The sequence below is a fragment of the Pseudarthrobacter sp. SORGH_AS 212 genome, from assembly GCF_030818145.1.
Classification (GTDB): domain Bacteria; phylum Actinomycetota; class Actinomycetes; order Actinomycetales; family Micrococcaceae; genus Arthrobacter.
The window spans coordinates 276,528-290,390 of record NZ_JAUTAA010000001.1; the positions used below are offsets into that span (position 1 = coordinate 276,528).

At 65.6% G+C, this 13,863-nt stretch carries 12 protein-coding genes; 2 read left to right on the forward strand and 10 right to left on the reverse strand.

From position 1 onward, the window contains the following. From murD to dinB, 10 genes are all read right to left on the reverse strand, one after another. Positions 1-1,578 carry a UDP-N-acetylmuramoyl-L-alanine--D-glutamate ligase gene (murD, locus tag QE394_RS01220; protein WP_349033547.1) on the reverse strand — a complete coding sequence of 526 codons (1,578 nt, stop codon included), beginning with the start codon at positions 1,576-1,578 and terminating at the stop codon, positions 1-3. Then, positions 1,560-2,669 carry a phospho-N-acetylmuramoyl-pentapeptide-transferase gene (mraY, locus tag QE394_RS01225; RefSeq protein WP_056077552.1) on the reverse strand — a complete coding sequence of 370 codons (1,110 nt, stop codon included), beginning with the start codon at positions 2,667-2,669 and terminating at the stop codon, positions 1,560-1,562. The genes murD and mraY overlap by 19 nt, the downstream gene beginning before the upstream one ends. Then, complete coding sequence (murF, locus tag QE394_RS01230; RefSeq protein ID WP_349033548.1) at positions 2,666-4,132, reverse strand: UDP-N-acetylmuramoyl-tripeptide--D-alanyl-D-alanine ligase; 1,467 nt, start codon at positions 4,130-4,132, stop codon at positions 2,666-2,668. Before murF ends, mraY begins: the two co-directional genes overlap by 4 nt. A 6-nt stretch (positions 4,133-4,138) precedes the next feature. Further along, positions 4,139-5,776, reverse strand: coding sequence for a UDP-N-acetylmuramoyl-L-alanyl-D-glutamate--2,6-diaminopimelate ligase (locus QE394_RS01235; protein WP_349033549.1), 1,638 nt, complete (start codon positions 5,774-5,776; stop codon positions 4,139-4,141). A 79-nt stretch (positions 5,777-5,855) separates the two neighbouring features. After that, on the reverse strand, positions 5,856-7,658 hold the full coding sequence (locus QE394_RS01240) for a penicillin-binding protein 2 (protein ID WP_056077561.1): 1,803 nt from the start codon (positions 7,656-7,658) through the stop codon (positions 5,856-5,858). 44 nt (positions 7,659-7,702) lie between these two features. Continuing rightward, complete coding sequence (locus tag QE394_RS01245; protein ID WP_045732409.1) at positions 7,703-8,347, reverse strand: hypothetical protein; 645 nt, start codon at positions 8,345-8,347, stop codon at positions 7,703-7,705. Continuing rightward, on the reverse strand, positions 8,344-9,336 hold the full coding sequence (rsmH, locus tag QE394_RS01250; RefSeq protein WP_349033550.1) for a 16S rRNA (cytosine(1402)-N(4))-methyltransferase RsmH: 993 nt from the start codon (positions 9,334-9,336) through the stop codon (positions 8,344-8,346). The genes QE394_RS01245 and rsmH overlap by 4 nt, the downstream gene beginning before the upstream one ends. 182 nt (positions 9,337-9,518) lie before the next feature. After that, positions 9,519-9,947: a division/cell wall cluster transcriptional repressor MraZ gene (gene mraZ, locus QE394_RS01255; protein WP_009358613.1), complete on the reverse strand. Its 429-nt coding sequence runs from the start codon at positions 9,945-9,947 to the stop codon at positions 9,519-9,521. A gap of 345 nt (positions 9,948-10,292) precedes the next feature. Next, positions 10,293-10,667, reverse strand: coding sequence for a DUF3040 domain-containing protein (locus QE394_RS01260; RefSeq protein WP_056077566.1), 375 nt, complete (start codon positions 10,665-10,667; stop codon positions 10,293-10,295). 271 nt (positions 10,668-10,938) lie between these two features. Further along, positions 10,939-12,099, reverse strand: coding sequence for a DNA polymerase IV (gene dinB / locus QE394_RS01265; RefSeq protein WP_349033551.1), 1,161 nt, complete (start codon positions 12,097-12,099; stop codon positions 10,939-10,941). A gap of 140 nt (positions 12,100-12,239) precedes the next feature. On the opposite strand from dinB, the gene QE394_RS01270 reads away from it, so the two are divergent. Then, positions 12,240-12,770 carry a hypothetical protein gene (locus tag QE394_RS01270; protein WP_056077572.1) on the forward strand — a complete coding sequence of 177 codons (531 nt, stop codon included), beginning with the start codon at positions 12,240-12,242 and terminating at the stop codon, positions 12,768-12,770. Continuing rightward, the gene (locus QE394_RS01275) at positions 12,767-13,861 is read left to right on the forward strand and encodes a polyprenyl synthetase family protein (protein WP_349033552.1); all 1,095 of its coding nucleotides are present in this window, start codon (positions 12,767-12,769) and stop codon (positions 13,859-13,861) included. Before QE394_RS01270 ends, QE394_RS01275 begins: the two co-directional genes overlap by 4 nt. Positions 13,862-13,863: the final 2 nt, after the last annotated feature.

The following is a 13,863-nucleotide window of genomic DNA, read 5'->3' on the forward strand; positions in this document are numbered from 1 at the left end:
TTACTCCTCGCCGGTCTTGGCCTGCCCTTCCACCAGCCCGCGGACAGCTTCGATGAATGTGTTGCCGCGGTGTGCGTAGGAAGAGAACTGATCCATGGAAGCAGCTGCGGGAGCCATCAGCACAGTATCGCCGGAGCCGGCCAGCTGGGCTGCTGTCGCAACGGCCAGGGACATGACCTGTTCCCCGGGAAGGGGGGAACGGGTACCGGTGGCACCTTCCGCTGCAGCAGTCTGCACCTCTTCAGTGTCACCCGGCGCCGCCGCGATCACGGGGACATCCGGCGCGTGTCGCTGGAGGGCCCCGGCAAGCTCCGAGGAGTCCATTCCGATCAGTACCACGGCCTTGAGCCGGTGTGCCTGCTCGCGGACCAGGTCGTCGTAGGTGACGCCTTTTGAGAGGCCGCCGGCAATCCAGACGACGTTGGTGAAAGCCGCCAGTGAAGCTGCGGCGGCGTGGGGGTTGGTGGCCTTGGAATCGTTGATCCACAGCACGCCTTCGTGGCGGGCTACCGGCTGGATGCGGTGGTCGCCGGGAACGTAGTCGCGGATCCCCTGGCGGACAGCTGCGGCGTCGACCCCGTAGGCGCGGACAAGTCCCGCGGCGGCAAGCGCGTTGGCCACCATGTGCCGGGGAGCGATCGGACCAAGGTCTGCCATGGCCGCGAGTTCCGCGGCGCTGTCCCGCCGCTCTTCGATGAAGGCCCGGTCCACCAGGAGGCCCTCCACGACGCCGAGCATGCTGACCGCCGGAGTGACGGTGGTAAAGCCGACGGCACGGCACCCTTCCACGACGTCGGCGTTCTCCACCATGCGCTCGGTTTCGAATTGCTCGGCGTTGTAAATGCAGGCCTTTTGGGTCTGTTCGTAGACCTTGGCCTTATCCGCCAGGTAGGAGTCGTAGGAGCCGTGCCAGTCCACGTGGTCTTCGGCAACGTTGAGGCACACGCTGGCCAGCGGCGACAGAGATTCCGCCCAGTGCAGCTGGAAGCTGGAGAGTTCGACGGCGAACACGTCGTATTCGACGGGTTCCCGGATGGCGTCAAGGATGGGCTTGCCCACGTTGCCCACCGCGATGGCCTTCAGCCCTGCGGCCCGCAGCATGGATTCGGTGAGGCCCACGGTGGTTGTCTTGCCGTTGGTGCCGGTGATGGCCAGCCAGTCGGCGGTCTTGCGTCCCTCGCGCTGGCGGACCCGCCAGGCAAGTTCGACGTCGCCCCAGACCGGGATGTGTGCACGGGCTGCTGCAGCCAACAGTGCCTGGTCCGGACGCCAGCCCGGCGAGGTGACGATCAGTTCCGGCAGTTCACCGTCGATCCGCGGAATGCGGGTAACAGCTTCTTCGCCAAGAAGGACATCGGCGGCACCGACGATTTTCAGGGTGTCTGCTGAGGCCTTGGCGGTGTCGCTGGTGGCGGCGTCGACCACCACTACCCGGGCGCCCAGTTCGATCAGCGTGTCCGCGGCGGCAAAGCCGGAGACGCCGATGCCGGTGACTGCCACGCGCAGCCCGGACCAGTCAGAGTCCCAGGTAACGAGGTTTTCCAGGCGGGGGGAAACGGTCACAGCAGCACAACCCATTCAGCGTAGAAGATACCCAGCCCGACGGCGACGAAGAGGCCGCCAAGGATCCAGAACCTGACCACCACCGTGACTTCGGCCCAGCCCTTGAGTTCGAAGTGGTGCTGCAGGGGTGCCATTTTAAAGACCCGTTTGCCGCCGGTGGCTTTGAAGTAGCCCACCTGGATGATGACGGAGAGGGTGATGAGGACGAAGAGTCCGCCAATGATGCCCAGCAGGAGTTCGGTGCGCGAGAGGATCGCGAACCCGGCAATGGCACCACCGATCGCCAGGGAGCCGGTGTCGCCCATGAAAATCTTGGCCGGAGAAGTGTTCCACCAGAGGAAGCCCACCAGGGCTGCGCTCATGATGGCCGCCAGCAGGGCGAGGTCCAGGGGGTCGCGGACGGAGTAGCAGCCGCTGCCGGCTTCCCGCGGCGAACCGCAGGCCTGGTTGCTCTGCCAGATTCCCATCAGGGTGTAGGCGCCGAAGACCATGACGGAGGCGCCGGCCGCCAGCCCGTCCAGGCCGTCGGTGAGGTTGACGCCGTTGGTGGCGGCAGTGACGATCAGGTTGGACCAGACCACGAAGAGGATGGCCCCGAGGACGGTCCCCCCGAAGGCGAGGTCGAGCCAGGGCAGGTCACGGACCAGCGAGATCTTGGTGGAGGCGGGTGCGAGCCCGGATTCGTCCGGGAAGTTCAGTGCCAGTACGGCGAAGATGACGCCGACGGCGGCCTGCAGGATCAGTTTGGCCTTGGCGTCCAGGCCCAGGCTTCGCTGCCGCGAGATTTTGATGAAGTCGTCGAGGAACCCGACGAGGCCCATGCCCACCATGAGGAACAGCAGGATCAGGGCGGAGGCGGACGGCCCCGGGGAATCCGGGTTCATCAGGAACATGATGAGGTGTGTGAGCCCGTAGCTGAGCAGGACGGCGGCCACCACCACGGTGCCGCCCATGGTGGGCGTTCCGCGCTTGGTGTGGTGTGACGTGGGTCCGTCGTCGCGGATGAACTGGCCGTAGCCGCGGCGGACCAGCAGCCTGATGAACAGCGGCGTTCCGACGAGGGCGCAGAGCAGGGCCAGCCCGGCGCCGATCAAAAGTGCAATCACAGCAGTGTGCTCCTTTCATCGGCGTTCAGGGGGGTTTGTGGGGGTAATGCTATCCGATCGCCCAGATGGCGCAGGCCCACGCTGTTGGAGGACTTAAAGAGGACCAGATCGCCCGGCTGGAGTTCGGCATTGAGGAGTTCATAGGCCTCCTCAGGAGTTTCGGCGAACAGGCATTCGTCGCCCCAGGAGCCTTCCTGGACAGCTGAGACATACAGGGCCCGCGCCTCCCGGCCCACCACCACCAGCCTGGAGATGTTGAGCCGGACCACCTGCGTGCCCACGGCGGTGTGCTCCCGGATCGAGTCGGCACCGAGTTCAAGCATGGCGCCAAGCACCGCCCAGGTGCGCCTGCCGCGCCCCAGGTCGGCGAGCGTGCGCAACGCCGCCCGCATGGATTCGGGATTGGCGTTGTAGGCATCGTTGATCACCGTGACGCCGTCCGCACGTTCGGTGCGTTCCATCCGCCAGCGGCTTACCGCGCCCTGGCGGCTCAGGCCGGCGGCGATGTCTGCGCCGGACATGCCGGCTGCGAAGGCCGCAGCCGCCGCGGCGAGCAGGTTGCCGGTGTGGTGGGACCCGATGAGCTTGCTGGCCACGTGGTGCGGGCCGTCACCGCCGGGCAGCTGGAGGTCGAATTCCGGGTTGCCCTGTTCGTTGGTGTCGGCGCCAAGGGCCTGCACGGCGGCTCCGTCGCGTCCTTCAGCGCTGAAGCCGAGCACGGTGGCCGCGGTGCGGCTGCGCATGGCGGCCACCCTGTCGTCGTCGAGGTTGATGATCGCGGTCCCGCCGGCGGAGAGGCCTTCAACCATCTCCCCCTTGGCGAGGGCGATGTTCGCCACTCCCCCGAATTCGCCGGCGTGGGCTGTGCCGACGGCCAGGACCACGCCAATGTCCGGCTTCACCATGTCGGCGAGGTACCGGATGTGCCCGATCCCGGTTGCTCCCATTTCGATCACGAGATAGCACGTGCCCTCGTCCGCCTGAAAGACGGTCAGCGGAACGCCCACCTCGCCGTTGTAGGAACCTTTCGGCGCCACCGTTGAGCCCTGGGAGGCGAACAGCCCCGCCAGGAGGTCCTTGGTGGTGGTCTTGCCTGCCGAGCCGGTGATGCCGACGACGGTGAGTACCTGGCCCGCTGCGGCGCGGGCGGCACGGATGCGCCTTACGGCCTCCGCGGCCAGTGCACCCATGGCAAGGACGGCGTCTTCCACCAGTACAGATGGGTAGGAGCTGCCGTCAGGCCTGGCCACCGGGCGCTCCACGAGAGCCAGGACGGCGCCGGATTCGAACGCTGCAGCGATGAAGTCATGCCCGTCAGCGTGTTCTCCGGGCTTGGCCACGTACAGCGAGCCCGGTGTGGCTTCGCGGGAGTCCGTCACTACCGATGTAGGCGTGATTCCGGGATCGGCGTCCAGGCGCCCCTTGGTGATGTCGGCGATTTCGGCCGCAGTAAAAGCAATCATCTCGGTCTAGGACTCTATCCGGTCGTCTTGGAGAACGTTGAATCCCCTGGCTGTCAAGGCGCTGCGCAGTTCCACGCGGTCGTCAAGGGCAAGATTGACGCCTTTGACTTCCTGCCAGACTTCATGGCCGCGTCCGGCCACAAGGATGCTGTCCAGCGGGCCTGCGAGCTCCACTGCGCGTCGGATGGCTTCATCGCGGGGGAAGACCTCCAGGATCTCGCAGGGCAGCGCGTCGCTGCTCCGCGCGTCTTCCGCACCTGCCAGGACGTCGGCGCGGATGGCAGCTGCGTCCTCGTCGTGGGGGTCGTCGTCAGTGATGATGACAGTGTCCGCCAGGCGGGCGGCCACCGCGCCCATGGCGGGGCGCTTGCCCTGGTCGCGCTGGCCGGTGGCACCGAAGACGACGATCAGCCGGGAGCCCGGCGCCGGCGGGCGGACGGCTTCGAGGGCACGGGCCAGCGCATCGGTGTTGTGGGCGAAGTCGACGACGGCGGCCGGCTGCTCGGCGACGAGTTGCATGCGTCCGGGGACGGCAACGGTGAACGGGTCGGCCGTGTCCAGGGCGTCCTGAAGCACGGCGGGGTCCACACCGCCGGAGAGGACCATGACCGCCGCCAGTGCGGCGTTGGCGACGTTGAAGCTGCCGGGCAGCCCGGTGTGCAGGCGCAGTTCTGCGCCGTCGGGGCCTTTGAGGGTGAACGAGGTGCCGAGGGCCCGGGGTTCTGTGGCGGCCACCGCCCAGTCTGCGGCTGCCTGCCCGTCCGTGCTGAGGGTGGTGACCGGGATGCCGGCGGTGCCGGCCAGGCGGCGGCCCCACTCGTCGTCGACCGTCACTACTGCCCTGCGGGCGCGCGCCGGTGTGAAGAGGTCGGCTTTGGTGGCGAAGTAGTCATCCATGGTGCCGTGAAGGTCCAGGTGGTCCTGCGTCAGGTTGGTGAAACCGGCCACGTCAAACAGCACGCCGTCCACGCGCTGGTATGAGATGGCGTGCGAGGAAACCTCCATGGCTGCCGCCCCCAGTCCCCGTTCGCGCATGAGTGCGAGCAGCCCGTGCACTTCGGTCGATTCGGGGGTGGTCAGCAGGCTTGGAATGGGCTCCGTGCCGGCGAGGATCTCGATGGTGCCGATCAGGCCGGACCGGGTGCCGAGGGCGCGCAGCAGTGAGTTGATGAAGTACGTGGTGGTGGTCTTGCCGTTGGTGCCTGTCACTCCGAACAGCGTGAAGTCCTCGTCGGCGGCGTCGGTGCTGCCGTAGATGGCCGCGGAGAGCGGGCCCACCACGTTGCGGGGTTTGTCCACCACGAGGACCGGCACCGGGGTGTCATTACCCAGCGCCAGCAGGCGCGCACCGGCGTCGTCGGTCAGGACGGCCACCGCCCCCGCTTCCACGGCCTGTGCCACGAAGTCCGCACCGTGGCGGGACGCTCCGGGAAGGGCGACGTACAGGTCTCCGGCTTCGACGGCCCGGGAGTTCAGGGTGATTCCCGTTACCGTGACGCCTGCTGCATGTCCGGGAACTGCGACGCCTACGGCGACGCCGATGCTCTCCAGCCGGACCGGTTCGACGGCGGCGGGCCGGAACCTGGCTTTGCTGGCAGGAGCGGCCGGAACGGCGCTGCTGTGGGACGGCGTGAACTCTGACAAGGAATCTCCGATGGTGCTAGTGGACCGTGCCCGGCTGTGGCCGCAGCGGGCGCTGCTGCAGCGTGGTGGCGCCGGGGTGCTACTTGGCGAACTGGGGCAGCCTGGCCGGTTCGCCGGTGGACGGCTGGACGTTGTAGGTCCGCAGTGCCTGGCTCATGACCGACCGGAAGACCGGCCCGTTGGTAATCCCGTAGATGCTGCCCTTGGGCCGCTGGAGTACCACCTCAACAATAAACCGCGGATCATCCATCGGCGCCATGCCCACCATGGAGGCGGTGTAGCCGCAGAAACCGGACTTGCCGTCGTCGCAGGGCGATTCCGAGGTGCCGGTCTTGGCACCGACCCGATAGCCGTCGATGGAGGCATCCTTGATCTGGCCCTCGGTGACGGCGCTTTCCAGGATGTCCTGGACCTGCTGGGCGGTGCTGTCAGAAACAACCTGGGTGGCGGGTGCTGCCGGTACCTTTTCCTCGGTTCCGTCGGGGGAAACATACGAGTCGATCAGTCGCGGCTGGAGCATCACCCCGTTGTTGGCCACTGACTGGAAGGCCCGCACGGTCTGGAGGGTGGACTGTGACACCCCCTGACCGAAGAGGACGGTGAATTCCTGCCGCCCGTCCCACTGGTCTGCGGGGGTCAGAATTCCGGAGGCGGTAGCGGGGAGCCCGATGTCCGGGGCCTCGCCAATGCCGAACTTCTGCAACCAGTCATGGCGCTGGTCCTTGCTCAGGGCCTGGCCGGCCATCACGGTGCCCGTGTTCATGGAGTAGCCCAGGATACCCGCGAGGGTGCGCTTCTCGGTGCCGTGTGAAAAGGAGTCGGTAAACGTTTGGCCGTTGACCGTATACGAGGGTGGCAGCGTGTATTCGCTGAGCGGGTTGGCCTTGCCCTCCTCGATCAGGGCCGCTGCGGTCAGCATCTTCTCCACCGAACCCGGCTCGTAGGCTGCGGTAACGGCGCGGACGCCGCGGTCCTTGGCCGCCACGAGGCCCGGGTTGTTCGGATCCGGGGAGTTGGTGTCCGCCATGGCCACCAGGTTGCCGGTCTTGACGTCCATCACAATGATGACGCCCCATTCGGCGCTGAGCTTGTCCGCCTGGCTTTGGATGGCCTGCTGCGCAAAGTACTGGAGGTCGGAGTTGATGGTGAGCTTGACGTTCTTGCCGTCCTGCGGTGCGGTCAGCTCGTCCACGCCCACCGGGATCCGGAGTCCGTCGGCCCCGATTTCGAACAGGCGCTTGCCATCCGACCCCTTCAGGAGGGCGTCCTGCGTCTGTTCGATTCCGGCCTGTCCGCTGCCGCCCTCCTGCAGGAAGCCGATGATGCCGCCCGCCACGGAGCCGTTGGGGTAAACGCGCTTGCTGACGCCTTCGGTCACGATGCCGGGCACCTGGAGTTTGGAAATGCGGTCCTCGACGTCCGGCTTTACGTCCTTGGCCACGATGTAGTAGCGCGACTCACCGGTAACGGCTTTGACGATGGCGTCCTTGTCCATGCCAAGGACTGCTGCCAGCTCGGTGAGGCCCTGGTCGCGGCTGACCTCGACGAGTTTTTCCTTACCGTCTACATTATCCAGGCGCCGGTAGGTCTCGGTCTTTGTATTGAGCTGCTGGTCCACCACCACGTTGTAGCGGATCACACTGTTTGCCAGGACCGTGCCGTTGGCATCCAGGATACTGCCGCGCTCGGCAGGCAGGACCGTTTCTGTCATCCGCTTGTTGAGGGCGGCTTCAGCCATGCCACCGACGTCCAGGCCCTGTACCAGGAACAGCTTTCCGCCAACCACCAGCAGGAGCGTGAGCATGATGCCCAGGCCCAGGCGCAACCGCCTGGTGGGGTTGGGCGCTTTGCCGTTCGCTGCCTTACCGGTCCTCTGCGCCACTGATCTTCCTTGCTGTTCGTCCCTCGTGCCTGCCAGTCCCGCTCTTACTGTCCGGGCACCTTTTGCTGCGGTGCGGGAACCGTGCCGCCGTTAAGTTCTGCCGCTGAGGCCTGGCGGGCGGGCGCTGCCGCTGCGGGCGCCTCAGCGGCAGGAGCCGCTGCGGCGGGCGGGGTTTCTGCCGCCGGTTTGCGGCTTGCCAGGGGTTCACCCGTTGAGGCCGGCGGCACGACGATCAGCTGCCCGGGGACGGCCGGGGCAGGAATGACGGCACCTTCAGTGGCGCCCTTCACTGCCGGCGTGGCCTTGCCAGTGACGGACAGCGTGGAAAGGTCAATCTGGCCCTTGACGGTTGAAGCCACCATTCCCAGGTCCTTGGCCTTGGCCGCAAGGTTCTGCGGGGCCTCGAAATTCTGCACCTGCTGGGTGAGGTCCTGGTTCTGCTTGGTCAGCGTGCTTTGCTTGGCGCGCAGTTCAACCAGCTGGTACTGCGCAGTGGATACCGAGATATTCAGGACCAGGACTGCCACCAGTGCTACCGCAAGCATGGCGAAGCAGAGGACGACGAAAGGAGCACGCCGCTTGCGGGGCATGCTGCGCACCACGGACAGCGGGGTACGGCTCTTCCGTTCCTCGCGCTGCGCCGGATTGCCGGGAGCGGCGGGAAAGTTCTTGACGGCAGCGGTGCTCATGCAGCTCTCCTGGCTCTGATTCGTTCCGCCGCACGGAGCCTGGCTGAGGCGGCACGGGGGTTCTCGGCGATTTCGACGGCGGTGGGCACCTCGGTGCCCTTGGTCACGATCTTGAGTTCGGGTTTATGCTCTTCCAGTTCCACCGGAAACCCGAGCGGGGCGGAGGACTTGGAGCGGCCTTGGAGGACGGCCTTGACGATCTTGTCCTCCAGGGAGTGGTAGGACATGACCACGATTCGCCCGCCCATGGCCAGCGCATCCACGGCGGCCGGGACGGCGCGCTCCAGGACGTCGAGCTCCTCGTTGACTTCGATCCGCAACGCCTGGAAGGTCCGCTTGGCCGGATGTCCACCCGACTTGGCAGCTCCGGCAGGGACGACTGACCGGATCTGCTCCACCAGCTCTCCGGTGGTGGTGAACGGCTTCCCGCCACGTGCAGCGACGATTCGGTTCGCGATGCGGCCAGCGAACTTCTCCTCGCCCCACTTCCGGATGATCCGGACCAGCTCTTCCTCGCTGTACGTGTTGACGACGTCAGCAGCAGTCTGCCCGCGGCTGGTGTCCATCCGCATGTCCAGGGGAGCGTCGAAGGAGTAGGCGAAGCCGCGCTCCCGTTCGTCAAGCTGGAGCGACGAAACGCCAAGGTCCATCAGGATGCCGGAAATTTCGGTTACGCCGAGGTCCGCGAGGACTTCGGGGATTTCGTCGTAAACGGCGTGGACCAGGTCCGTCCTCGCGCTGAACGGTGCAAGCCGCTCCCCCGCAAGGGCGAGTGCTTCCTCGTCACGGTCAATGCCGATCAGGTGAAGGTCCGGGAACCGCTGGAGCATGGCTTCGGAGTGCCCGCCCATACCCAGCGTGGCATCGATGACGATCGGGGCCCTGCCCTGCTGCCGTGCAGCTTCGAATCCGGGGGCCAACAAATTGATGCACCGGTCCCGCAGGACCGGCACATGGCGTTCGGACGTTGGCTTCGGTTGTTCGTTCATGCCTCGTCCTTTCTCGCCGTTGTGGTAGCTGCTTTTCGTTTCCGGGATCAGATCCCCATCCGTACCTACCGTCCCGCCTGCCTGGCTCCGGGGAAGTGAGTCAGGTTGGCTGGCCGATCGGCCGGCTGGAGATCTCATCCAGGAAACTTCCTGCGTGAAACTCCTGCGTACCGCTCCGGGATTCAGAGAATGCCCGGAATGGGATCGTCCGTTTCAGAGAAGGCTGTTTCCTTCTCCGCGAGGTATTCATTCCAGGCCTGGGCGTCCCAGATCTCGGCACGGGAGCCTGCGCCGATGACGGCCAGTTCCCTTCCGAGTCCTGCGTACTCCCGGAGCGCGGGAGGAATTGTCACGCGCCCCTGCTTGTCAGGTACCTCGTCAGAGGCCCCAGAGAGAAAGACACGGATATAGTCACGTGCCTGCTTGGAGGAGATTGGCGCCTCCCGCATCTGCTCGTGGACCCGTGCAAATTCCTTCTCGCTGAAGACGTAGATGCAACGTTCCTGGCCCCTTGTGAGCACCAGCCCGCTAGCCAGTTCCTCACGGAACTTGGCGGGGAGAATGATCCGTCCCTTCTCGTCCAGGCGCGGCGAGTGAGTGCCCAGAAACACTGGCCCACCGCCTGTCCGATATCAGGAAATGCACATCCCCTATGTTGCAACCACCCTCTTATGTCCTCCACATTACTCCACTTTCCCCCACAGTCAACGCAAAATCGGGCGTGGTGAACCGCGAAATTGGGATATCGGCCGCGGAATGGCGCCATTTTCTGCGGGTGGTGGGAAGTGGAGTGGATTTCCAGGGCGCAGCGGGAAGCGGAAAGCCGGCAACTGCGTGAAATGGCCGCTAACAGCGTTAAACAGGAAAAGACCCGCCGCAGCGGGTCTTTCTGTTGTTCGCTCCCCTGCCGGGGAGCGAAGTGGAGGCTCCGGGTGAGGCCCGGTTACCGGCAAGCCCTAGGGCTCACCGCGCCGGCGTTCGTCCCAACGCTCCTCAAGGTTGCTCATGAAGGAACTCCGCGGTTTGCCCGGCTTGCCGGTACTGCCCTTGGCGCCATCCTTTGCTGCCGCGGAACTGCGCATCGTCGCAAAGTACACGCCACCACCCATGACGATAAATCCGAGGACACCGACGAAGATGCTCTGCAGCGTGACGCCAACCAGCAGCAGGAACACGCCTGCCAAGGCACCGAGGACGCCGATCACCACATGCCTGGTTGACCACGAACGCCCGGGGTCCGACCCCATGGAGTTCGCAAACTTCGGGTCGTCCTCGTGAAGCTGCTTCTCCAACTGCTCAAGCAGCTTCTGTTCGTGCTCCGACAGCGGCATCACGACCTCCTTCGTAGGCCAACGTCCGGGCTGGTCCCAGAAATTACTCCTGCACCCTTAACGGCTGGTGCGCCTGTTCGGTTCCCGTCTTCCCGCCTGGGCAGGAAGTTGAACCGGGCGCACAGCCGCCGGAGCGGAAGTATGTCCAAAACGGTCCGGCAGTAGTCCAATCACTCAAAAACTATGTATCTCTAAGGATAGTTTGTTGCGGTCCGTTCTGAAAGACGGCGATTTCTTCCGAAACACGGGAACGGCCGCTTTTTGGTCCGTTTTAGCCCACACCGTTTCCCGGTTCCATCAGACGGGCCGGAAGGACCGACTTGGAGCCGAATTTTCGAGTGACCTCGTCCAGGACCTGCTCTGCGGCGCGCCAGTTCTCATCCCGCCGGTCGATGGTGAGCTGCACCGAGGTTGTTGCCGTGTCCTCCAGCTGCTCGGCCCGCACCCCCACCAGCCGGACGGACATGGCACGGTGCCCGACTGACTCCAGCAACTGGACCGCCACAGCATAGATCAGCTGTGCACTGTCAACGGGAGCCTGCAGCGTGCGGCTGCGGGTAATGGTGGAAAAGTCCGCAAAGCGCAGTTTCAGGGCCACGGTCCTTGCCACCATGCCGGAGCTTCGCAGGCGTCCGGCCGTGCGGTGCGACAACCGAAGGAGCTCGCGGTGGAGGAGGGCGTCATCGGAGGTGTCAACCGCAAAAGTCTCTTCAGCTCCGATGCTCTTTTCCAGCCGCACGGGCGTAACCGGCCTGGGGTCGATGCCCCAGGAAAGTCGGTGCACATGCTCACCCCCGGCGCCGAGCATCCGGCGGAGAGTGGAGACGGGAGTGGCAGCCACATCCGCCACCGTCCGGATTCCCATCCGTGCCAGGACTTCAGCTGTCTTTGCCCCCACACCCCACAGCGCTCCCACCGGCAGGCTGTGCAGATACGGCACGGTTTGATCGGGGCCGATGAGCAGCAGGCCGTCCGGTTTGCAGCGAGTGGAGGCGATTTTCGCCACGAACTTCGATTCGGCGATGCCCACAGATGCCGTGATGCCGAGCTCGGAAGCGACCCGGCGCCGAATGAGTTCACCGATTTCCCTCGGGGGGCCCAGCCTGCGGATCGCTCCGGTGACGTCCAGGAAGGCTTCATCAACGCTGAGCGGCTCCACCAGTTCAGTCACGGATTCGAAGATGGCCATCAGCTGGGCCGAGACCTCGTAGTACAGCTTGTGCCGCGGTTCGATGATGACAGCCTGCGGGCACATCCGGGCGGCGACGGCCATGGGCATGGCTGACCTAACGCCAAAGGCGCGCGCCTCATAGGAGCCGGACAGGACCACTGAGCGCTCCCCCGGAAAGCCGACGATCACTGGCTTGCCGCGAAGTTCGGGGCGTGTCCGCAGTTCGACCGAGACGAAGAAGGCGTCCATGTCCACGTGCATGATGCACTTCCGCCTGCCGCCCGGAAGGCGTGCTGCGGCTGGCTGGTTTCTAGCGTCGGGCCCCACGGCTGCAATCCTATCCGTAGGTACTGACTAAACTGGAGGCTGAATCCGGCATCAACACCAGGAGGAAAGTCCCTGTGACGGTCATTGGAAACTTCAAACCGGCTGGCCTGGCCGTTCTTGCCGCAGGTGCGGCACTGGCCCTGGCAGCCTGCAGCCCGGCCCCGTCACCGGCACAGCCGTCACCATCCTCCCCCGCCACTGTGCCTGCAACTGCACATGCGACTACTACTGCGTCGGCCAGCCCCAGCGCCTCGCCCAGCACCTCAGCTACGGTGGGGGCCCTCGTTGACGGCTTCCCGCAGCAACTCCTCCCCCTGATGCCGAACGCGACCGTTGTATCCAGCAGCTTTGACAAGTCGTCCGCGCCCGCAACCGCCGCCCTGGTGGCGACAGTCGCCGGGCCCACGTCCGCCGTCGTCGACTTCTACACGAAGGCGCTGGAAGCGCAAGGCTTCAAAGCGGTGCCCGGTGACGCCGTCGGGGCCGTGGCCTCCAAGGACTTTGTCCGCGGTGACAGCGAGACTGTTAACCTCTCGGTGGTTGAGGCGTCCGGAGTGGCGACTTTCACTATCGGCGCCAACGTGGCTGCTGAGTCCGCCAAGTGACGGGCGCCGAGCAGCTAAGGAACGAACAGGCCGACTTTGTGGCTTCGGTGGCCGGGGAATTGACTGGTTTCCTCACCTCCCGCCAGGGGATCATGTCCGGCATCTCCCCGGACATCGACCCCATCATGGGGTCAATTTCGAACCTCGTCACCGGCGGTAAGCGCCTGCGCGCCCTGATGTGCTACTGGGGCTGGCGCGGGGCGGGGGGAAACGCCGGCGCCGCTGAGGTGGTGGCGGCAGGTGCAGCCCTCGAACTCTTCCAGGCCGCCGCCCTGATCCATGACGACATCATCGACCGCTCGGATACCCGCAGGGGCGGACCCAGCGTCCACCGCAGGTTCAGCCAACTCCACGAAGCCCAGGGTTGGGCCCTGGACAGCGGGCGGTTCGGGCAGGCAGCAGCAATTCTCGCCGGCGACCTGTGCCTGTCCTTCAGTGAAGAGGCATTCACGGATATCGGCGAACGGGCGGCTTCGGGCAGCCGGGCACGGTTGATCTTTAACCTCATGCGGGCGGAAGTCATGGCGGGGCAGTACCTGGACATCCTGGAAGAGGTGGCCGGTCCGGTCCGCGACCGCGCGGGCGCCGTCAGCCGTGCGCAGTCGATCATCAGGTTCAAAAGCGCCAAGTACTCCACGGAGCACCCCCTGGCCCTGGGCGGCGCCCTGGCCGGCGCCACCAACGATCTTCTGCGCGGCTATTCAGCGTTCGCCCTTCCCTTGGGCGAGGCATTCCAGCTTCGCGACGACGTCCTGGGCGTTTTCGGGGACCCCCTCACCACCGGGAAACCGGCCGGAGATGACTTGCGCGAGGGCAAGCGCACGGTACTCGTGGCGCTGGCCCTGGACCAGGCTTCTCCGGCCGAGTCCGCCTTCATCGATTCCAGGCTGGGAAGTCCGGAACTGGACGACGGGGACGTCCAGGAGATCCGCCGGATCATCGAAGACTCAGGAGCGCTGCAGGCCACCGAAGTGCTGATTGGTGAATACGGCAACGCGGCCTACGGGGCCCTCGAGGCGCTGCAGCTGGATGAGCTGCCCAAGACCGCACTCAGGAGGCTGGCCGAGGCTACCGTCAGCCGGGCCTCCTGAGG

Bases quoted from the DNA above. Each gene is read 5' to 3' on its own strand.
- murD (WP_349033547.1), bottom strand. From the start codon at position 1,578: ATGGGTTGTGCTGCTGTGACCGTTTCCCCCCGCCTGGAAAACCTCGTT.
- QE394_RS01260 (WP_056077566.1), bottom strand. From the start codon at position 10,667: ATGCCGCTGTCGGAGCACGAACAGAAGCTGCTTGAGCAGTTGGAGAAG.
- murF (WP_349033548.1), bottom strand. From the start codon at position 4,132: ATGATTGCTTTTACTGCGGCCGAAATCGCCGACATCACCAAGGGGCGC.
- QE394_RS01245 (WP_045732409.1), bottom strand. From the start codon at position 8,347: ATGAGCACCGCTGCCGTCAAGAACTTTCCCGCCGCTCCCGGCAATCCG.
- rsmH (WP_349033550.1), bottom strand. From the start codon at position 9,336: ATGAACGAACAACCGAAGCCAACGTCCGAACGCCATGTGCCGGTCCTG.
- dinB (WP_349033551.1), bottom strand. From the start codon at position 12,099: ATGCACGTGGACATGGACGCCTTCTTCGTCTCGGTCGAACTGCGGACA.